The following is a 19,025-nucleotide window of genomic DNA, read 5'->3' as shown; positions in this document are numbered from 1 at the left end:
ACTTCACCCTTCTTATTGATTACCTTGCAGAGGGGTATCTCAGTATCTGCATTTATGTAGGGGTGGTATTAATCTAGACCGACTGCAACTTCTGGCTGAACTGCGGGCGGCCGTCCTGATCCCTCAGGGTGACTTGCAGCTCGGCGGTCTTCCCGTCGATCTCGACCTCGCCGAAGAATTGGAAGTTACTCAGCGGCGAGGTGTTGGCCTGGGGCGGTGCCTTCTGGAACACCACCTCGGGACCGAAGGTGGCATCCAGTGGATTGGGCCCGAAGCTGCCTGCATTGAGCGGGCCTGCCACGAATTCCCAGAATGGTTCGAAATCCTGGAACGCTGCCCTGTCTGGGTGATAGTGATGCGCAGCGCAGTAGTGCACATCAGCGGTAAGCCAGACGGTATTGCGAATCCCCTGCCTCGCGATGAAGCTCAGCAGATCGGCCGTTTCCAGCTCCCGCCCCTTAGGGGCGCCCGGATCGCCATTGGCGATGGCCTCCCAGCGGGCCTGCCCTTGCGCGTCCTTGCCATCCGGGACCTGCAGCCCGATGGGCATATCGGCCGCGATGACCTTCCAGGTCGCCCTGGACGCCTGCAGCTCCTTCTTCAGCCAGTCGAGTTGCTCCTGACCGAGGAAGGCACCCTGACCGCCCTCCTCGTCCCCCAGGTTGCTGTCATTGCCGGCGCGATAGCTGCGCATGTCCAGCACGAAGACATCGAGCAAGGGGCCGTAGGCGATGCGGCGGTAGATGCGCCCTGCCCCGTCTGCCGAGACGCCACGCATGGGTGCGTACTCCAGGAAGGCCTGGCGCGCCCGACCACTCAGGACAGTGATGTCCTTGACCTGGTAGCGATCATCCAGCGTCTTGCTCGGCGACCAGTTATTGGTGGTCTCGTGGTCGTCCCACTGCCATACCTGCGGGACTTCGGCGTTGAAGCGCTTCAGATGGTCGTCCATCAGGTTGTAGCGATAGTTGCCGCGGAATTCGTCCAGGGTTTCCGCCACCTTGCTCTTGGCCTCGGTGGTGATGTTGCGCCAGATGCGCCCTTCTTCCACGGTCATTTGCGCCGGCACCGGCCCGTCCGCATAGATGGTGTCGCCACTGTGCAGGAAGAAGTCCGGTCGCCGCTCGCGCATGGCGTTGTAGATGCGCATGCCGCCGATATCGGGATTGATGCCAAAGCCCTGCCCCACGGTGTCGCCGCCCCAGACGAAACGGATATCGCCACGCTGACTCGGCGCCGAGCGCAGGTGACCGGCGACAGCCTCGCTGAGGGCACCACTGTCCACGTCCTCGAAGCGGACGCGGTAGAAGATGTGCTGATCGGCCGGCAATCCGGCGAGGTCGATACGCGCCGTATAGTCCTGTGCGGCCGTGGTGACGGCCCCGGCCACTTTGCGCGGCGAGCGAAAGCTTTCCTGGGTATCCCACTCCACCAGCAACCGGGCGGGCCGGTCCGTGCGACTCCAGATCAATGCGCGGCCGTCGGTGACATCCCCAGCCTGGATACCGTCGGGTATTTCTGGACGGCCTGCCGGCGCGGCCCAGGTCCTTTGCCCCAGGGCTGGTAACAGGAGCGAAGCACCCAGGCCTTGCAGTACACGACGACGATCAGGACGGAGAAGGGACATGGCATTGGCCTCTGCTGGAAAACCGCTAGCACTACCCCGCCTTGATTACCTGTTCATGACATCAGAGGTATCAGGCAAATCTTTCCCGCTCTATAGGGGTGGTATTAACCAACAGGCGCTTTGGCCTGGCTCCCCGAAATGGCATCATGGCGCCCCTGTTACGAACCGCCGTCACGGCCGTCGCGAAGTTGCTTGGAGCCCCCATGTCCGCCAGACCCTTTATCACCGTCACCCCGCCCAGCATCGCGCTGCACGGACGGATCGCCCCGCCCGGTTCCAAGTCCATCACCAATCGGGCACTGCTCCTGGCAGCGCTGGCCAAGGGCACCAGTCGCCTGACCGGCGCCCTCAAGAGCGATGACACCCGGCACATGTCCGAGGCCCTGCGCCAGATGGGTGTCACCGTCGATGAGCCAGATGCCACCACCTTCGTGGTAACCAGCTCCGGTCGCCTGCAGCAGCCGGCTCAACCGTTGTTCCTCGGCAACGCCGGCACGGCGGTACGCTTCCTCACCGCTGCGGTGGCGACCGTCGCGGGCGCCGTGACCCTGACCGGCGACGCCTATATGCAAAAGCGCCCCATCGGTCCCCTGCTAGAAACCCTGAGGGCCAATGGCATCCAGGTGGACGCCCCTAGCGGCTGCCCACCAGTGACCGTCACCGGTCAGGGCCGCCTCACCGCTCGCCGCTTCGAGGTGGATGCCGGTCTCTCCAGCCAGTACGTCTCCGCCCTGCTGATGCTGGCCGCGCTGGGTGGCGAACCGGTGGACGTCGCCCTGCGCGGCAGCGACATCGGCGCCCGTGGCTATGTCGACCTGACCGTCGAGGCGATGCGCGCCTTCGGTGCCCAGGTCGAGCAGCTGGACGCCGCCACCTGGCGCGTGGCCCCGACCGGCTATGTCGCCCGGGATTACTTCATCGAGCCGGACGCCTCCGCCGCCACCTATCTCTGGGCGGCTCAGGCCCTGACCGGCGGCGCCATCGATCTGGGCGTGGCCGACGACGCCTTCACCCAGCCCGATGCCAAGGCCCGCGACCATATCGCGGCCTTCCCGCGGCTGCCGGCGGTCATCGACGGCTCGCAGATGCAGGATGCCATCCCTACCCTGGCTGTCCTGGCGGCCTTCAACGAGACGCCGGTACGCTTCGTCGGCCTGGCCAACCTGCGGGTCAAGGAATGTGACCGGGTCGCGGCGCTGCACGACGGCCTCAACGCCATTCGCACCGGCCTTGCCAGCGTCGAGGGCGACGACCTGCTGGTGGCTGCGGACCCGGCCCTGGCCGGTACCCGGACCGATGCCGTGATCGAGACCCACGCCGACCACCGGATCGCCATGTGCTTCGCCCTGGCGGGCCTGAAAGTGGCGGGTATCCGCATTCTTGATCCCGAATGCGTGGGCAAGACCTATCCTGAGTACTGGAATGCCCTGCGCAGCTTGAACGTCCAGCTGAGCGAGGGTATCGAGGCCTAGGATACCGCTAGCCACACGCCCGCTCGCTGAATGGAATCTCCGCATGTCGATCTCTCTGCTCGAACAGCAGGCGCTTTTGCAGTTGACGTCCCACGCCCTGGTCATCACCGACCACCACGGGTGCATCGAGCGCTGGAATCGGGGTGCCGAACTGCTGTGTGGCTGGCCAGCCAGCGAAGCCCGGGGCCAGCGCCTGAGCGACCTGCTGGCGGTTGGTCGGGATGCCCCCTTCCTGACCACGGCCCAGCATCAGGCGCTGGTCGACGAGCATGGCCAGGGCGCTGGCTGGATCACGGTACCGGGCGGTACGCCGCGCTGGGTGGAGATCGCCACCACGGCCCTGAAGGACGCCGATGCCGTACTCGGCTTCGTGCATGTGCTGCAGGACCGCACCGAACAGCTGATGGCCGAGGAGCGGGTACGCCTGGCCCAGGATGTCGGTCGCGTCGGGACCTTCGAATTACTGCCCGGAGAGGCGCGCCTGCTGGTGTCCTCGGGGTTCTGCGAGCTGTGGGGATTACCGGTCAGACGCAGTTATTCCCTGGATGAACTGGTTCGCCAGCTGCATCCCGAGGATGTCTCCAGCCTGCGAACCCTGACCGCTGCGCCGGACGACGACGCCCTCGACTATCTCGAATACCGCATCCGCCGGGCCGACACCGGCGAGGAGCGCTGGCTCGGTCGCCGCGGCCAGCTGATGACCAGCCAGGGCAGCGGCCGCTATCTGGGCGTGTGCTACGACATCACCGAGCGCAAGCTCAGCGAAGCCGCCATCACCGAGCGCGATCTCTGGCTGCAGGAGCTGTATCACGGCATGCGCGAGGGCTTCTATATGGCCCAGGCGATCCGCGATGCCAGTGGCCGGATGGAGGACTTCCGTTTCCTGGAGGTCAATCCGGTCTTCGCCACCCTCACCGGGATCCCCCTGGATCAGGTCCTGGGACGGACGCTGCGCGAATCCCTGCCGCAGCTGGAGGCCGACCTGCTGTCCGCCTATATCGACTTCATGAACGGCGATGCCGAATTCATCCAGTTCGACATCCTGCTGCACCTGCAGCATGAACACTGGTACGAGGTGCGCGCCCACAAGCTGCCCGGCGACCGTTTCGCGGTGCTGTTCATCGACATCAGTGGCCACCGGCGCCAGGCCCAGGAGCTGGCCCGTAACGAGGCGCAGCTGCGCGCCATCATCAACTCCATCGACCAGATGGTCTGGGCCACCCGCCCCGATGGCTACCACTTCTATTTCAACGATCGCTGGTACGAATTCACCGGGGTGCCGGAAGGCTCCACGGAGGGCGAAGGCTGGGCCGACGTCTTCCATCCCGACGACCAGGAGCGCACCTGGAAGGTCTGGCACCACAGCCTCAGCACCGGCGAGCCCTACCATATCGAATACCGCCTGCGACACCGCTCGGGTCGTTACCGCTGGGTGCTCGGTCGGGCCCAGCCGGTGCGTGATGCCAAGGGTCGCATCGAGCAGTGGTTCGGCACCTGCACCGACATCCAGAGCATCGTCGATGCCCGGGAAGTGCTCACCCGCTCGCGCCGGGAGCTGGAACAGCAGATCGAGCTGCGCACCCGCGAGCGGGACCGGATGTGGCGTATCAGCCATGACCTCATGGTGATCTGCCGCGCCGATGGCGAGGTGAAGACGGTGAACAGCGCTGCCACCCGCCTGCTGGGACGACGCGAAACCGACCTGGCCAGCGTCCAGATCACCGAACTGATTCATCCGGACGATCAGCGCCAGGTCTTCGATACCCTGCGCAGCCTGGGCCGCCAGCAGGGCTCGGCGAATCTCAGGGCTCGCCTGCGCGGCCGCGATGGCAGCTATCGCATCCTCGACTGGACCGCCAGTGCCGAGGAGGATCTGATCTACGCCGTCGGACGTGACGTCACCGAACAGCAGGAGCTGCAGGAACAGCTGCGCCAGGCGCAGAAGATGGAAGCCGTGGGCCAGCTCACCGGCGGTATCGCCCATGACTTCAACAACCTGCTGACCGGCATCATGGGCAGCCTCGACATGCTGCATCGGCAGCAGAAGGCCGGCCGGCAGGACAAGTTCGACCGGTATCTGCACTCGGCTTTGACCTCGGCCCAGCGCGCGGCCGCCCTCACCCAGCGCCTGCTGGCCTTTTCCCGGCGCCAGGCGCTGGATCTGCAGCCCATCCATGTCAATGACAGCGTACGTTCCATGGAGGAGCTGCTGCTGCGCAGCCTGCGTGGCGACATCGCGCTGGTCCTCGACCTCGACAAGGATGTCTGGCAGGCGCTGACCGACGCTCACCAGCTGGAGAGCGCCCTGCTCAACCTGGTCATCAATGCCCGCGATGCCCTGCCCCACGGTGGCACCATCCGCATCGAGACCCGCAATGTCTATCTGACCGACAGCGGCAACGGCCTGGACGCCGTGAGTGCCGGCGACTATGTGGCGCTGCTGGTGGTGGACGATGGTACCGGGATGCCGCCCGAGGTCATGGCCCGCGCCTTCGACCCCTTCTTCACCACCAAGCCCATCGGTCAGGGGACCGGTCTGGGGCTGTCGATGATCTACGGCTACGCCAAGCAGTCCAAGGGTCATGTCCGACTCGACTCCCTGCCTGGCAAGGGGACCACCGTCGGCCTCTATCTGCCCCGCTACCTGGGCGCCGATGTCGAGCCGCCGCGGCTGACGTCGCCCACCGTCACGCCCCAGGGCGCGGGCAAGACCGTGCTGGTGGTGGAGGACGAACCCGTGGTTCGGCAGATGGTGGTGGACCTGCTGCGGGAGCTGGGCTACGCGACCCTGCAGGCCGAAGACGCGCGCGGTGCCCTGCCGTTGCTGGAAAGCGGACGGCCCATCGATCTGCTGCTGTCAGACGTCGGCCTACCGGGCATGAACGGTCGCCAGCTGGCCGAGATCGCGCGGCAGCGCCGGCCCGGCCTCAGGGTACTGTTCGCCACCGGCTATGCCGAGGGGGCGCATCTGGACGGCTATCTCGACCCCGGCATGACGCTGATCACCAAGCCCTTCAACCTCGACGCCCTGGCGGCGCGGGTCGGTGAAACCCTGGCAGCCGTCAGCCCGGCCGTTGCTGGCCCGCCAGACGCCGATACGTGAGCGGGCTCTGCCCGGTGCCGCGGCGAAAGAAGCGCGCGAAGTAGGCCGGATCGGCGAAGCCCAGGGCATCGGCGATCTCGCCTACCGACGCCTGGGTGTAGCTCAGGGTGCGGCGCGCCTCCAGCAGCAGGCGCTGGTGCACGATGGCCAGCGCCGAGGCGCCGGCCAGCTGCCGACAGAGGCCGTTCAGGTGTACCCCTGAAATGCCCAGTGCGGTCGCGTAGCGACCCAGACTCCAGTGCTCGCGATAATGTTGCTCGACCAGCGCCAGGAAACGCCCCAGGTGCTGTTCGGCCCGCCGCGGCACGGCCGTGCCCCGCTCATGGCGCTGTTGCCGCACCAGCCAGATCGCCAGACTGTCGAGCAGGGCTTCGAGCAGGACCTCGCGACCCGGCTTGTGACCCTCGTACTCGCCCACCAGCTGACCGATCAAGTGATCGATCCAGAGGGCATCCGGCCCGCTCAGGTCCAGGCACTCGGCTGCCAGGAACAATCCCTGCCCGGCTCGCTGGCAACGCTGCTTCAGCCGCTCCACCTGGGGCACCGGCAGGGTAATGACGAAGCCTTCGACCGACGGATCGAATTCGAAGGCATGGACGCACAGCACTGGCAGCACCACCAGCAGCGGTCCGCGCCTTTCCCCCTGCCAGTCTTCCAGCTGCAGGCGCACCCCTCCTGTCCGCACATAGAGCAGTTGCGCGAGATCCGCATGACGATGGGTGTCGATATGCCAGGCATGCAGCCGACTGCGACTCTCGATGGTCTCGCAATGCAGCAGATCCGGCGCCGGCCAGGCCTGGGCCTCGCCATACAGCTTGAAGATGGGTGGCAAGGCGTTGGTCATCGTCAGTCCCAGGGCGATAGCCGCACGAATCATCGAAAAGTACCAGAAAGTATCAGAAAGGTCGCTGTCGATATCGACCGAAACCGTCCAAAAATACCGGAGGCATACAACAAGACGGCGATCACGCCAGACCAGAGGAAAGACTCCATGCGCACCCAAGTCGTCATCATCGGCGCGGGCCCTTCCGGGCTGCTGCTGGGCCAACTGCTCACCCGCTCGGGTATCGACAATGTCATCGTCGAACGCCAGAGCGCCGATCACGTCCTCAGCCGTATCCGCGCCGGTGTGCTCGAACAGGGCACGGTCGATCTGCTGCGCCAGGCCGGCGTCAGCGAGCGGCTGGACCAGGAAGGCCAGGTGCATGAAGGAGTCGAGTTCGCCATCCATGGCCAGCGCGAGCGACTGGACCTGAACGATCTTCTCGGCGGCCGCTGCGTCACCGTCTATGGCCAGACCGAGGTGACGCGCGACCTGATGGCCGCCCGCGAGGCCAGTGGCGCTCCTACCCTCTACCAGGCCAGCGATGTCCAGCCCCATGAGCTCAAGGGCCAGCGTCCCCATGTCACCTGCCAGGTCGCCGGTGAGACCCTGCGCATCGACTGCGATTACATCGCCGGCTGCGACGGCTTCCATGGCGTCTCGCGCCGCAGCATCCCGGACGGTGTACTTACCGAATACGAGCGGGTCTATCCCTTCGGCTGGCTGGGACTGCTGAGCGATACCCCGCCCGCCGCCCCCGAGCTCATCTACGTCAATCATCCCCGCGGCTTCGCCCTGTGCAGCATGAGATCGGCGACCCGCAGCCGCTATTACCTGCAGGTGGAAGCCGGGGACTCGGTGGAGAACTGGTCGGACGAGCGCTTCTGGGCGGAACTCAAGGCGCGCCTGCCGGCCGAGACGGCGGCCCAGCTGGTGACCGGCCCATCCCTGGAAAAGAGCATCGCCCCGCTGCGCAGCTATGTGGTCGAGCCCATGCAGTACGGCCGGCTGTTCCTGGTCGGCGATGCCGCCCATATCGTCCCACCCACCGGCGCCAAGGGGCTGAACCTGGCCCTGGGCGATGTGCGCAATCTGCACCTGCTGCTGGAGCAGGCCTATCGCACCGGCGATGCCGCCTGCCTCGAACGCTATTCGACGCTTTGCCTGAAACGCATCTGGGCGGCGGTGCGCTTCTCCTGGTGGATGACCACCGCCCTGCACCGCTTTCCGGATACCGATGCCTTCACCCAGCGGGTGCAGGACGCCGAACTCCAGGCGCTGCTCGATTCCAGAGCCGGTCGCACGACCATCGCGGAAAACTACGTCGGACTGCCCTTCCCCGCACTGGACTGACCAGGGGCGGCGACAGGTGGTGACGGTTGCGCGTCTGATGCATGATGGCGCCCCCGTTCCACCTGGCGCCCTACCCCATGCTCGAATTCACCCTGGACCCCATGACCCTGACGCTGCTGGCCGGGGTCGCCTTTCTGGCCGGTTACATCGACGCCATAGCCGGCGGTGGTGGCCTGCTCACGGTGCCGGCCCTGCTGATGGCCGGCGTGCCGCCCCACCTGGCGATCGGCACCAACAAGCTCAGCTCCACCTTTGGCAGCGCCACCGCCGCCTACACCTTCTATCGACGCAAGCTGTTCCATCCCCGTCAGTGGCAGCATGCCCTGGTGGCTACCGCCATCGGTGCCGGGATCGGCGCCCTGGTCGCGCATCATCTCTCAGCGGACTTCCTCAATCAGTTGCTGCCAGTGGTGGTGTTCAGCTGCGCCCTCTATCTGCTGTTCGGTGGCACGCCCAAGGCGCCGGTGCTCAGCGATGCGCCCGTACCGCAGCGGCGCCAATGGCCCCAGGGCCTGACGCTGGGTGCCTACGACGGCCTGTTCGGCCCGGGCACGGGCGCCTTTTGGACCGTCAGCAGCCTGCTGCTCTACCCGCTCGACCTGCTCAAGGCCAGTGGTGTGGCCCGCACCATGAACTTCGTCAGCAACGGCGTCGCGCTGGTGATGTTCATCGCCCTGGGGCAGGTGCTCTGGGTACTGGGGCTGACCATGGGCCTGTCGCTGACCCTGGGTGCCTATCTGGGCGCGCGCAGCGCCATCGCCGGCGGCGCCAAGTTCATCCGCCCGGTGTTCATCTGCGTGGTACTGGCTTTGACCGTCAAGCTAATCTGGCAGCACTGGTTCAGCGCCGCCTAGCCGCTCGACGCGATAGCGATCGATCAGGAAGCGCGAGATGGAAAAGGCCGGCGGCAGCGTCGGCAACTCGCGCAGATGGAACCAGCGGGCGTCTTCGATTTCGTCCGGCTGGCAACGGATGTCGCCGCCCAGGTAATCGACGTGGTAACCGAGCATCAGGGAATGCGGATAAGGCCAGTTCTGGCTGCCCTGGTAGCGCAGGTTGGTGACCGAGACCCCTACCTCTTCCATGATCTCCCGGTGCACGCAGGCCTCGGCCGACTCGCCCGGCTCGACGAAGCCAGCCAGCGTGCTGAAGACGCCGGGCGCGAAACGGGGCGATCGCGCCAGCAACACCTCATCGCCGCGGGTGACCAGGGCGATCATGCTGGGCGACAGCCGTGGATACTGGGTGAGCTGGCAATTCGGGCACTTGAGGCCGCGCTGGCCATCGAGGGCGAAGGTAGGGGTACCGCACTGGCCACAGAAGCGATGCTGCCGCGCCCAGGTCCCGATCTGGTTGGCATAGCCCAGCAACTTGAACAGCGCGTGGGGCGATTGCAGCATCAGCGGCCGCAAGGGCTGCCAGACGCAGCCGTCGACGTCCTCAGGCGCATCCAGTTCGAGCAGCGTGACCGGCTGCGCCTGCCACTGACCGAGGCCGTGGCGCTCCCCCACGAAGCCCTGGACGCGCGGATCATCCAGGGCGAAGAGCACCTCGGTGCCGGAGGTCAGAAACGCCTGGCCACTGTGGACGACCAGCCAGCCACCAGAGGGCTGGACGGTCTGGAACCAGCCAGGCTGCCAGACACTCATGCCGCAGCCGAGGTCCAGCCCAGGGCGCGAATGCTTTGCGCCGCGATATCGAGAATCTCCGGAGTACCGTCCTGGCTCTCGGTGCCACCGCTTTCGACGAAGAACTCGATGCTGCTGAGGGCATCCGCCAGCACTTCGAGGGTCGCCGACTCGCAGGCCTGGCCACCCTCGATCAGGCAGCGCTGGATGTAACCGGTACAGGCCCGCACCAGCTCGGCCGCACGGGGATTACCCAGGAAGAACAACGCACCGCGGACGGTATCCAGCAGCGCCGGCACGGTGGCCAGGTGCAGGGTATCGCCACGGGAATCGAGGAAGGCGCCAATGGCGCGCTTGGCGTCGGTCAGGCCCTTGTAGGCCTCCCGATGCAGCAACGCCTGGGCTTCGCCCAGCTGATAGTTGGCGACACTGACCTGGACACCCTCGGCTTCCAGCGGTACGTCGATCAGCGAGCCCTGCCCTTCGGGCTGGCCCAGCAGGCTTTCCACCAGTAACAGCGCATCGGCCAGGGGCGCCAGGTCCTCCAGCACGACCGTCCGGTCGCGGAACTGGGAGATGCTGGGCAGACACCGCTGCAGCACCTGGCCGGCATTCTCCTGCCCGACCATCTCCAGGGTCTTGCCCAGCAGACCGACCTGGACATACAGCCGGGAGAAATTATCGGAGCGAGGCAGGCGATTCTGCTCGGCGCCGGTGCGCAACTCGGCCTCGATGAGGTCGATCAGGTCCTTGACCGTTTCCACCTCTTCGCGGATCGCCGCGGACAAAGAATGCATCACGGCATGACCAGGCCCGGCGAGACGCTTCTTGCCGGCTTCGAGCTGGGCATCGGTAAAACCGAGTCGCTCGAAGCCATAGGCGTTCAAGACCTCTTGCGGATGGGTGCCTTCGACGCCGGCCAGCGCCAACAGATAGAGCAGCTCCTTGAGGGTGCTGCGTGCCGGCTCGTGCAGGTCGTTGCCCAGCATCTGGCGCAATTCGCGATCGACCCGGGCGAACAGTTGCTTGCGTTCACGGGTCGCCGTCAGGCGGCCCTGGGCGAAACCCTCGACCGTGGCCGCGGCGACCCACGGCAGGTAGCCGCCGACATGATCGTGCAGCAACGCCGCGGAGCGCTCCAGCGCCCTCGCCATGAGCCTGAGGCTGGCCACGCCATTGACGTCGCGCAGGAAACCCAGCAGGCCGACCTGGTACATCTGACGCATGCGGCGAGCCTGGGCCTGACGCTCGCGCACGCCAAGACTCGTGGTTTCGCTGATCAGGGGACGCTGATCGAGACGGACACTGAAGAAATAGCTTTCCGGGAGTTCGGGTTCGCCGCCAGCGAGTCGCAAGGCGTTGATCGCCGGCAGCAGCAACTCGGGCATCTCGTCCTGACCGCTGCGCAGCTGTTCGAGATAGCGGCGCAGCACGTGCAGTCCACGACAGATCGCCATGAGGTGCTCGTCGTGCTCGGCACCGGCACCGGCAGGAATGTCATTGGCGATCTGCAACGTCTGATGGGCGAGCAACTGGGCGCCGGTCAGCTCGATCAGCGTCAGGGCGCCACGAATCTGGCCAATGCTCTCGACCGCGCGCTGCAGCAGGCTGCTGCAGTGCCGCTCGACGATGAATCGTTCAAGATGGGATTCAGCTTCCTCAATGGTCGCGAACAGCTGTTCGCGGACCAAGCTCAAAGCTCTTGCTCCGGTCACCATGGTGCCTTACGCCTCCTGCGCCATTACAACCTCGCCAACGCCATTTTAAAACGGGAAGAAAGGCTTGCTGTTCCAACTGGAGCCTAGGTACCTGCGTCTTCCTGACCGGGCCACACTAATCATTCCAGGCGGACGGGGATTCGACCTCTCGCCACGCCAGGGAACCTTGCTCTGGAACGCTAGACCTGTAAATCCACAAAAGCGAAGCGATAATTCCGAATCGTCATATGATTTTGAGGAACCAATAAAGTTCCGCGCAATTCGAAATTCGAGGCTTCATGCGGGCTCAAATGACCAGCCTGCAGCATCTTAGTTGAACAATAGCTGAAAATTGTGAGGTCTTTCAGCTTATTCAGACGAACGCCAACGCCCGATCCCGGACCGGGCGGGCGTCTGGCGAGAGCGGGAAGGCGCTATTCGACGTCGGCGCCGGCCAACCAGAGAGGGGTCCGGCCGCAGCTCTTCTCGATGGCCGCCATGCGCGCCGCATGGGCATCGAGATCGGTGCTGGTGGCGCTGATCACGCGGGTTCGCTGGCGATCAGCCGGTAACCGCCTGATCGGCATGACGTAGTTGCCGTCACCATTGCCTTCCTGCCCGTGGGCGGCCAGCGACAGGCTGGTCTGGCCACCGGTCATGGCCAGGTAGACGTCCGCGAGGATCTCGGCGTCCAGCAGGGCGCCGTGCAGCTCGCGGTTGGAGTTGTCTACGCCATAGCGCTTGCACAGGGCATCCAGGCTGTTGCGCTGGCCGGGATGCCGGCCGCGGGCCATGACCAGGGTGTCGAGCACCGAGCAGTGCTGGGAGATGTCGGCGCGCTCGGGATGGACACCCAGCCGGGCGAACTCCATGTTGATGAAGCCCACGTCGAAGGGCGCGTTGTGGATGACCAGCTCGGCGCCTTCGATGAACTCGAAGAAGCTGTCGGCGATCTCGGCGAAGCGCGGCTTGTCGGCGACGTATTCGTCGGTGATGCCGTGGACCGCGATGGCGCCTTCGTCGATCTGCCGATCCGGGTTGAGGTAGACATGGAAATGCCGCCCGGTCAGGCGCCGGCCGATGACCTCGACCCCACCGATCTCGATGACCCTATGGCCATCGGTCACCGGCATGCCGGTGGTTTCGGTATCCAGAACTACATATCTCATCGCTCACCTCTTGGCTGTTAGGCCTTGGCGGCCTGCTTGGCCTGCCGGACGTCGTCGACACCGCGGTTGGCCAACTGGTCGGCCCGCTCGTTCTCGGGGTGGCCGGTGTGGCCGCGCACCCAGCGCCACTCGACCTGGTGGCGCTGCACCTGTTCGTCCAGGGCCTGCCACAATTCGGCATTCTTCACCGGTTGGCGCGCGGCGGTCTGCCAGCCACGCTTCTTCCAGTTCACCAGCCACTGGGTGATGCCCTTCATCACATACTCGGAGTCGGTGGTCAGACGGATCTGGCAGGGGCGCTTGAGCGCCGCCAGGGCCTGGATGGCCGCCATCAACTCCATGCGGTTGTTGGTGGTGTTGGCTTCGCCGCCCCAGAGCTCGCGCTCCGCACCCTTGAACTTCAGCAAGGCGCCCCAGCCACCGGGGCCGGGATTGCCCTTGCAGGCGCCGTCGGTAAAGACCTCGACGATGTCGTCACTCATTGGATTCACTCGATTCGCGGCGGCTGATCTTGGCCACCGGCATGGGCACCAGCTTGCCACGCGGTTCCTTGCGCGCCTGGGGCACGGGGCGCAGGCCGAACATCAGCTTGCGCGCCGACAGCAGATAGAAGCCCGCGCCCGCTGCCTGTTCGCAGTTGGGTTCGGCTTCACCCTGCTCCATCCAGGCCAGCCGCTGCTGCCACTTGGGGGATGAAAGCGGCGGACGATAACACCCGAAGCGCCGTTTCTCCAGCGCGAAGCCCAGCACCGACAGCCAGTCGCCGACCCGGCTGGGGCCGAAACAACGGGCCTTGCGCAGTGCATCCCGGGCCAGATAATGGCGCACACCCCAGAGGCTCCAGGGATTGATGCCGACCACGACCAGGTGCCCGCCCGGGCGCACGCTCAGCGCCGCTTCACGCAACAGCCGATGCGGCGCCAGGGAGAAATCCAGGCCGTGCTGCAACAGGACCACATCGGCCGCGTGCTCGCCCAGGGGCCAGGCGCCCTCTTCGCAGACGATGTCCACATCACCCAGCGGCGGCCCTATGCGCACCGTATGGCGCAGCTGGCCGCAATTGGCCGGCGCCTCGGGGTGCGGACCGTAATGGACCAGGTAGCTGCCAAAGTGGCGCTTGAGCTCTTCGTCGATCAGCACGCGCTCCTGCTCCAGCAGCAGCTGGCCGAGCGGGCCGACCAGCCACTCCCGTGCCGAGCTCATCAACTTCAGCCAGCGTGGATCGACCTGGGCGGAGAATTCATCGTGCATCGTCTGGTCCTCTCATACTGAAGCCTTAGCCCTACCACCGACTGCTACCCTAGGGGCCTGCAGTCCGACCAGAGAGCTAGTCCATGTTCGACATTCTTCCGCTGCCCGCTTTCAACGATAACTACATCTGGCTGATCAAGGACGCCGCGACAAGACAGGCGGTCGTGGTCGATCCCGGCGATGCCGCTCCCGTCCTGGCCTGGCTCGACGCCAATCCGGACTGGCGGCTGACCGCTATCCTCATCACCCACCATCATAACGACCATACCGGCGGCATCGCCGCGCTCAAGGCGCGCAGTGGCGCCCGGGTCAGTGCGCCGGCTGACGAACGCATCGCCGCGGTCGACCTCCCCCTGGCGGACGGCGAGCGCCTGGAGGTGCTGGGCGTCTCCTTCGAAGTCCTGCGGGTGCCCGGCCATACCGCCGGGCACATCGCCTATTATGTCGCCGGCGAACGGCCCCTGCTGTTCAGCGGCGATACCCTCTTCTCGGCCGGCTGCGGCCGACTCTTCGAAGGCACGCCCAGCCAGATGCTGACCTCTCTGCAGCGCCTGGCCAGCCTGCCGGACGCCACCGAAATCTACTGTGGCCACGAGTACACCCTCAGCAACCTGCGTTTCGCCCTGGCGGTGGAGCCGGAAAACGCCGCGGTGCAGCAGGCCCTGGCCGAGACTCAACAGCTACGGGACGCCCAGCGCCCAACCCTGCCCTCCACACTGGGCCGCGAACGCCGCATCAATCCCTTCCTGCGTACCACGGAAAACAGCGTGCGTCTGCGTCTGCAGGAGGAACGCGAGGTAGCGGCAGATGCGCCGGAGGATACCTATTTCGCGGCCCTGAGAGGCTGGAAGGACACGTTCTGACACCTATTGCCCAGACCCTGCCAGCACGCTGGAACCCTGGGTTTGCGGTCGTCGTACAGGTCACAGGCCAAGGGGTTGTTCCTTGACCCACCGGGATGCGGTTCCTAGAATCGCCCATCCTCCAGCTCCCGGAAAGCCCAGACCAATGCCGCCAGCGACGCCGAAAACCCGCGAAATAGACGTGCTGGCGACCTCCTTCAAAGTCTCGGCGCTCTGCCTCGCCGTCTTCCTCGCCGGCTGTCAAAGCAATCAGCAGCCCGATAATCGTGCCTATCAGGCCGATCTGCACATGACGCCCAGCAAGATTCAGCGCCCGCCGGAATGGCTGCGCAAGGCGCCCACTGCAGCAGCCACCAGTGGCGACATCTGGGACCGGGTGCGGGATGGCTATCAGCTGCAGGGCGCTGGCGACAACGGCACCAATCCGCGCATCGATCGTCAGCGACTCTGGTACGCCAGCCACGAAGCCGCCCTCGCGCAATCCTGCAGCCGCGGCGCGCCCTATCTGCATTACATCGTCGAGCGCCTGGAAGAGCGCAACATGCCGCTGGAACTGGCCCTGCTGCCGGTGGTGGAAAGCTCTTTCAACCCCAACGCCCTCTCGCGCAGCGCCGCCTCCGGTCTGTGGCAGTTCATCCCCACCACCGGCAAGTATTTCAATCTGCGCCAGACCCGCTTCTATGACGGTCGCCGCGACATCACCGCCTCGACCAACGCCGCCCTGGACTACCTGAGCAAGCTGCATGACATGTTCGGTGGCGACTGGCTGCTGGCCCTGGCCGCCTACAATGCCGGCGAAGGCACGGTCAGCCGCGCCATCGAGCGCAACGAGTCGCTCGGCCTGCCCACCGACTACTGGAATCTGTCGTCGCTGCCGCCGGAAACCCAGGACTACGTGCCCAAACTGCTCGCCGTCTCCCAGATCGTGCGCAATCCAGACGCCTACGGCCTGGCCCTGGAATCCATCCCGGACGAGCCCTATTTCGAAGTCGTGGACATCAAGCAGCACCTGGATCTGGCCCGGGTGGCGGAACTTGCGGACCTGGATGCCAACGAACTCTATCGCCTGAATCCCGCCTATACCCAGCGCGTGACCATGGACGGCCCCAAGCATCTGCTGGTGCCGGCGGAAAAGGCCAAACGCCTGGTCGCGACCCTGCCCAACATCGCCTCCGATGCCGTGGTGCAGTGGCAGGAATACCAGGTGCGCCGCGGCGATACCATGCGCAGCGTGGCCAAGCGCAATCGCGTAAGCGTCGAGCAACTCGCCGCGCTCAACAAGCTCAGCAGCAGCAGCCGCCTGTCCGCGGGCCGGGAATTGATGATCCCGCGGCGCGAGACCGGCAAGACCACGACACCCCTGGAAACCATCGCCGTGGCCGAAGAGCCCGTGGTACGCACCTACCGGGTGCGGACCGGCGACAGCCTCTGGTCCATCGCCCGGGCCAACGAGGTGGAACTGGGTGACCTCAAGCGCTGGAACGATCTCGGCAAGCGCGGCCTCAAGGTCGGCGAAACGCTGAAGCTGCATGGCACGGGCAGCAGCACCGCCACCGCCGTGGCGATGCCGGCCTCCTATACCGTCAAGACCACCAAGCCGGCGGTAAAGACGGCCAAGACGGCCAAGACGGCCAAGGCCGCCCCCACCTATTACCGGGTCAAGGCCGGCGATTCCCTCTATCAGATCGCCAAGCGCTACAACATCGGCGTGCAGGCGCTGCAGGACTGGAATCCGCGCAGCGCTTCCGCCCTGACGCCCGGTCAGACCCTGACGCTGTTCCTCAACTGAGGCGCGACCGCGCACCGCAGCGATCAACCAGCGCTTTTGTCCCGGGTATCGACCTGCTACCTTACCGCCCCACCCGTGCCTGACCCCTAGCGGAGCCAGGCCAAGATTTCGCTCTGACCTGCGCAGAGCCCTGCCCAACCCGGACCTCAGCCCCTGGCTGCTGCCCGGGATTCAACACAGAAGAGGAAAAAACCATGGGATTTCTCGCCGGTAAGCGCGTTCTCATCGTCGGCGTCGCCAGCAAGCTGTCCATCGCCTCCGGCATCGCCGCGGCCATGCACCGCGAAGGCGCCGAGCTGGCTTTCACCTACCAGAACGAGAAGCTCAAGAATCGCGTCGAAGAATTCGCTGCGGGCTGGGGTTCCAATCCCGAGTTGTGCTTCCCCTGCGACGTTGCCGACGATGCCCAGATCGAAGCTGTGTTCGCCGCGCTGGCGAAGAAGTGGGATGGCCTGGACTGCATCGTCCACTCGGTCGGCTTCGCCCCCGGCGACCAGCTGGACGGCGACTTCACTGCCGTGACCACCCGTGACGGTTTCAAGATCGCCCACGACATCAGCGCCTACAGCTTCGTCGCCCTGGCCAAGGCCGGTCGCGAAATGATGCGCGGCCGCAACGGCAGTCTGCTGACCCTGTCCTACCTGGGCGCCGAGCGCACCATGCCGAACTACAACGTCATGGGCATGGCCAAGGCCAGCCTCGAAGCCGGCGTCCGTTACCTGGCCGGTAGCCTCGGTCCGGAAGGTACCCGCGTCAACGCCGTGTCCGCCGGTCCCATCCGTACCCTGGCCGCCTCGGGCATCAAGAGCTTCCGCAAGATGCTGGCCGCCAACGAGCGTCAGACGCCCCTGCGGCGCAACGTGACCATCGACGAAGTCGGCAACGCCGGTGCCTTCCTCTGCTCCGACCTGGCGTCGGGCATCAGCGGCGAGATCCTCTATGTCGACGGCGGCTTCAACACCACCGCCATGGGTCAGCTCAACGACGACGAGTGATAGAGGCAACTGCCTGATCATTGCGAAGGGCCGGCCATTTGCCGGCCCTTCTGCTTTCAGCTGTCGCTGCGCACCTGGGCGTGGCTGATCAGCGCGAAGATCAGACTGCCTCCGACGATATTGCCCGCTAGGGTCGGTCCGGCAAAGGTCAGCCAGAAATCGCCCCAGCTCGCCTCTCCCGCGAACACCAGGTAAGCCACCTCCAGGCTGCCGACCACGATGTGGGTGAAGTCTCCCAGGGCCATCAGGTAAGTGATGAGCACGATGATCCAGATCCTGGCGTGCTCTGCAGCCGGCAGCATCCAGACCATGGTGGCGATCATCCAGCCGGAAACAATGCCCTTGGCGAACATCGCCGAGGCATCGTTCTCCATCACCTTGGTACCGATTTCCAGAAAAGCGGCGTCGGCCTTGGCATCGAACAGCGGCAGATTGAGGATCACGTAGGCGACCAGGATGGTCCCGATGAGATTGCCGACGAGTACCACACCCCACAGCCGCCCCAGGCGACCGAAATTGTGCAGCGTGGGCTCGCTCATCACCGGCAGTACCGCCGTCAGGGTATTTTCGGTAAACAGCTGCTGACGTGCCAGGATCACCCCCAGAAAGCCAGCCGAATAGCCGAAACTGGCAATGACCTTGCTGTAGCCACCCTCGGGCAGATTGGCATTGAGCAGTCCCATCGCCATCAGCGACAGTCCCATGGTCAGGCCGGCGGCCAGCGCCGACCAGAACAGTGCCGCGATCGTTCGCTCGAGTTCGTGATCACCCTGGGTGCGGATGATCTCGTGCAGCACCACGGCGCGTGGCAACTGGTTCTCGTCGACGTCCTCTTCTTCCTCGCGACTCAGTTCAGGGTCGTCCGGACCGGATTCCGGCCGCTGTCGGGGCTCTTCGACCTGCTCCTGGTCTCTCTTCATCAGACGGCCCGCTCGTCCCAGAGCAGCTCATCGTCGTCGCCGATCTCGGTCACGCGATTGAGTGCGGCATCGGCTGCTTCCTCCGCTTCGGAGGCGAGGTCGAAATGACGTTCGGTGGCGACCTTGTGAAAGGTCGGATGGGCGTCCTCGCGCCGCGCCTTGACGGCGATGACCGCTTCGAAACCCTGTTCAGCCGGAACGGCGGACGAGATTGCTTCGTGATGATTGAAATGCTTGATAGCCATGGGCGCCGTTGTCTCCAACCTGAGGCGACCGGACTGGTCGCACCTGATCAATAGACTGTGCCGGCGGAAAAACGATCGGTGGCGAGGGAA

General features: G+C 65.3%; 16 protein-coding genes. 7 read left to right on the top strand and 9 right to left on the bottom strand.

The genetic code is table 11. From position 1 onward, the window contains the following. Positions 1-73 precede the first annotated feature (73 nt). Positions 74-1,627 carry an alkaline phosphatase D family protein gene (locus tag QMX82_RS01420; protein ID WP_282280931.1) on the bottom strand — a complete coding sequence of 518 codons (1,554 nt, stop codon included), beginning with the start codon at positions 1,625-1,627 and terminating at the stop codon, positions 74-76. Between the two features lie 203 nt (positions 1,628-1,830). Between QMX82_RS01420 and aroA the strand changes: the two genes are divergently transcribed. Both aroA and QMX82_RS01410 read left to right on the top strand, forming a co-directional pair. Continuing rightward, positions 1,831-3,099 (top strand): 3-phosphoshikimate 1-carboxyvinyltransferase, encoded by a 1,269-nt coding sequence (gene aroA / locus QMX82_RS01415; protein ID WP_282280930.1) that lies wholly within the window; start codon positions 1,831-1,833, stop codon positions 3,097-3,099. A 43-nt stretch (positions 3,100-3,142) separates the two neighbouring features. Then, on the top strand, positions 3,143-6,202 hold the full coding sequence (locus QMX82_RS01410; protein ID WP_208691241.1) for a hybrid sensor histidine kinase/response regulator: 3,060 nt from the start codon (positions 3,143-3,145) through the stop codon (positions 6,200-6,202). On the opposite strand, the gene QMX82_RS01405 is transcribed toward QMX82_RS01410, so the two are convergent. Then, positions 6,162-7,079 (bottom strand): helix-turn-helix domain-containing protein, encoded by a 918-nt coding sequence (locus QMX82_RS01405; RefSeq protein WP_282280929.1) that lies wholly within the window; start codon positions 7,077-7,079, stop codon positions 6,162-6,164. The genes QMX82_RS01410 and QMX82_RS01405 overlap by 41 nt on opposite strands. A 114-nt stretch (positions 7,080-7,193) precedes the next feature. Between QMX82_RS01405 and pobA the strand changes: the two genes are divergently transcribed. Continuing rightward, the gene (gene pobA / locus QMX82_RS01400) at positions 7,194-8,378 is read left to right on the top strand and encodes a 4-hydroxybenzoate 3-monooxygenase (RefSeq protein WP_282280928.1); all 1,185 of its coding nucleotides are present in this window, start codon (positions 7,194-7,196) and stop codon (positions 8,376-8,378) included. 77 nt (positions 8,379-8,455) lie between these two features. Continuing rightward, complete coding sequence (locus QMX82_RS01395; RefSeq protein WP_282280971.1) at positions 8,456-9,232, top strand: TSUP family transporter; 777 nt, start codon at positions 8,456-8,458, stop codon at positions 9,230-9,232. Here QMX82_RS01395 and nudC read toward each other — a convergent pair. From nudC to QMX82_RS01370, 5 genes are all read right to left on the bottom strand, one after another. After that, positions 9,200-10,027 carry an NAD(+) diphosphatase gene (nudC, locus tag QMX82_RS01390; RefSeq protein ID WP_282280927.1) on the bottom strand — a complete coding sequence of 276 codons (828 nt, stop codon included), beginning with the start codon at positions 10,025-10,027 and terminating at the stop codon, positions 9,200-9,202. The genes QMX82_RS01395 and nudC overlap by 33 nt on opposite strands. Then, a complete protein-coding gene (locus QMX82_RS01385) occupies positions 10,024-11,703 on the bottom strand; it encodes a ferrous iron transporter B (RefSeq protein ID WP_282280926.1) in 1,680 nt (559 codons plus the stop codon). The genes nudC and QMX82_RS01385 overlap by 4 nt, the downstream gene beginning before the upstream one ends. 434 nt (positions 11,704-12,137) lie before the next feature. After that, a complete protein-coding gene (gene dnaQ, locus QMX82_RS01380) occupies positions 12,138-12,872 on the bottom strand; it encodes a DNA polymerase III subunit epsilon (protein WP_208691245.1) in 735 nt (244 codons plus the stop codon). 17 nt (positions 12,873-12,889) lie between these two features. After that, positions 12,890-13,354, bottom strand: a complete 465-nt coding sequence (gene rnhA, locus QMX82_RS01375; RefSeq protein WP_133861675.1) for a ribonuclease HI — start codon at positions 13,352-13,354, stop codon at positions 12,890-12,892. Then, positions 13,347-14,123, bottom strand: coding sequence for a methyltransferase domain-containing protein (locus tag QMX82_RS01370; RefSeq protein WP_282280925.1), 777 nt, complete (start codon positions 14,121-14,123; stop codon positions 13,347-13,349). The genes rnhA and QMX82_RS01370 overlap by 8 nt, the downstream gene beginning before the upstream one ends. An 83-nt stretch (positions 14,124-14,206) precedes the next feature. Between QMX82_RS01370 and gloB the strand changes: the two genes are divergently transcribed. From gloB to fabI, 3 genes are all read left to right on the top strand, one after another. Further along, positions 14,207-14,986 carry a hydroxyacylglutathione hydrolase gene (gloB, locus tag QMX82_RS01365; protein WP_282280924.1) on the top strand — a complete coding sequence of 260 codons (780 nt, stop codon included), beginning with the start codon at positions 14,207-14,209 and terminating at the stop codon, positions 14,984-14,986. Between the two features lie 145 nt (positions 14,987-15,131). Next, positions 15,132-16,775, top strand: coding sequence for a lytic transglycosylase domain-containing protein (locus QMX82_RS01360; protein WP_208691248.1), 1,644 nt, complete (start codon positions 15,132-15,134; stop codon positions 16,773-16,775). Between the two features lie 194 nt (positions 16,776-16,969). After that, complete coding sequence (gene fabI / locus QMX82_RS01355) at positions 16,970-17,770, top strand: enoyl-ACP reductase FabI (protein WP_208691249.1); 801 nt, start codon at positions 16,970-16,972, stop codon at positions 17,768-17,770. A 56-nt stretch (positions 17,771-17,826) separates the two neighbouring features. Here the strand turns inward: fabI and QMX82_RS01350 are convergent, their stop codons facing one another. Beyond that, on the bottom strand, positions 17,827-18,690 hold the full coding sequence (locus QMX82_RS01350) for a formate/nitrite transporter family protein (protein WP_282280923.1): 864 nt from the start codon (positions 18,688-18,690) through the stop codon (positions 17,827-17,829). Continuing rightward, positions 18,690-18,935 (bottom strand): hypothetical protein, encoded by a 246-nt coding sequence (locus tag QMX82_RS01345; protein ID WP_133861670.1) that lies wholly within the window; start codon positions 18,933-18,935, stop codon positions 18,690-18,692. Before QMX82_RS01345 ends, QMX82_RS01350 begins: the two co-directional genes overlap by 1 nt. Positions 18,936-19,025: the final 90 nt, after the last annotated feature.

It is taken from the genome of Pseudomonas sp. PS02302 (assembly GCF_029959585.1).
Classification (GTDB): domain Bacteria; phylum Pseudomonadota; class Gammaproteobacteria; order Pseudomonadales; family Pseudomonadaceae; genus Chryseomonas; species Chryseomonas aestiva.
This window is presented reverse-complemented; position numbering and strand designations above follow the sequence as displayed.

Bases quoted from the DNA above. Each gene is read 5' to 3' on its own strand.
- QMX82_RS01370 (WP_282280925.1), bottom strand. From the start codon at position 14,123: ATGCACGATGAATTCTCCGCCCAGGTCGATCCACGCTGGCTGAAGTTG.
- QMX82_RS01405 (WP_282280929.1), bottom strand. From the start codon at position 7,079: ATGATTCGTGCGGCTATCGCCCTGGGACTGACGATGACCAACGCCTTG.
- nudC (WP_282280927.1), bottom strand. From the start codon at position 10,027: ATGAGTGTCTGGCAGCCTGGCTGGTTCCAGACCGTCCAGCCCTCTGGT.
- QMX82_RS01410 (WP_208691241.1), top strand. From the start codon at position 3,143: ATGTCGATCTCTCTGCTCGAACAGCAGGCGCTTTTGCAGTTGACGTCC.
- QMX82_RS01395 (WP_282280971.1), top strand. From the start codon at position 8,456: ATGCTCGAATTCACCCTGGACCCCATGACCCTGACGCTGCTGGCCGGG.
- dnaQ (WP_208691245.1), bottom strand. From the start codon at position 12,872: ATGAGATATGTAGTTCTGGATACCGAAACCACCGGCATGCCGGTGACC.
- rnhA (WP_133861675.1), bottom strand. From the start codon at position 13,354: ATGAGTGACGACATCGTCGAGGTCTTTACCGACGGCGCCTGCAAGGGC.
- QMX82_RS01360 (WP_208691248.1), top strand. From the start codon at position 15,132: ATGCCGCCAGCGACGCCGAAAACCCGCGAAATAGACGTGCTGGCGACC.
- QMX82_RS01420 (WP_282280931.1), bottom strand. From the start codon at position 1,627: ATGTCCCTTCTCCGTCCTGATCGTCGTCGTGTACTGCAAGGCCTGGGT.
- pobA (WP_282280928.1), top strand. From the start codon at position 7,194: ATGCGCACCCAAGTCGTCATCATCGGCGCGGGCCCTTCCGGGCTGCTG.
- aroA (WP_282280930.1), top strand. From the start codon at position 1,831: ATGTCCGCCAGACCCTTTATCACCGTCACCCCGCCCAGCATCGCGCTG.
- QMX82_RS01350 (WP_282280923.1), bottom strand. From the start codon at position 18,690: ATGAAGAGAGACCAGGAGCAGGTCGAAGAGCCCCGACAGCGGCCGGAA.
- fabI (WP_208691249.1), top strand. From the start codon at position 16,970: ATGGGATTTCTCGCCGGTAAGCGCGTTCTCATCGTCGGCGTCGCCAGC.
- QMX82_RS01345 (WP_133861670.1), bottom strand. From the start codon at position 18,935: ATGGCTATCAAGCATTTCAATCATCACGAAGCAATCTCGTCCGCCGTT.
- gloB (WP_282280924.1), top strand. From the start codon at position 14,207: ATGTTCGACATTCTTCCGCTGCCCGCTTTCAACGATAACTACATCTGG.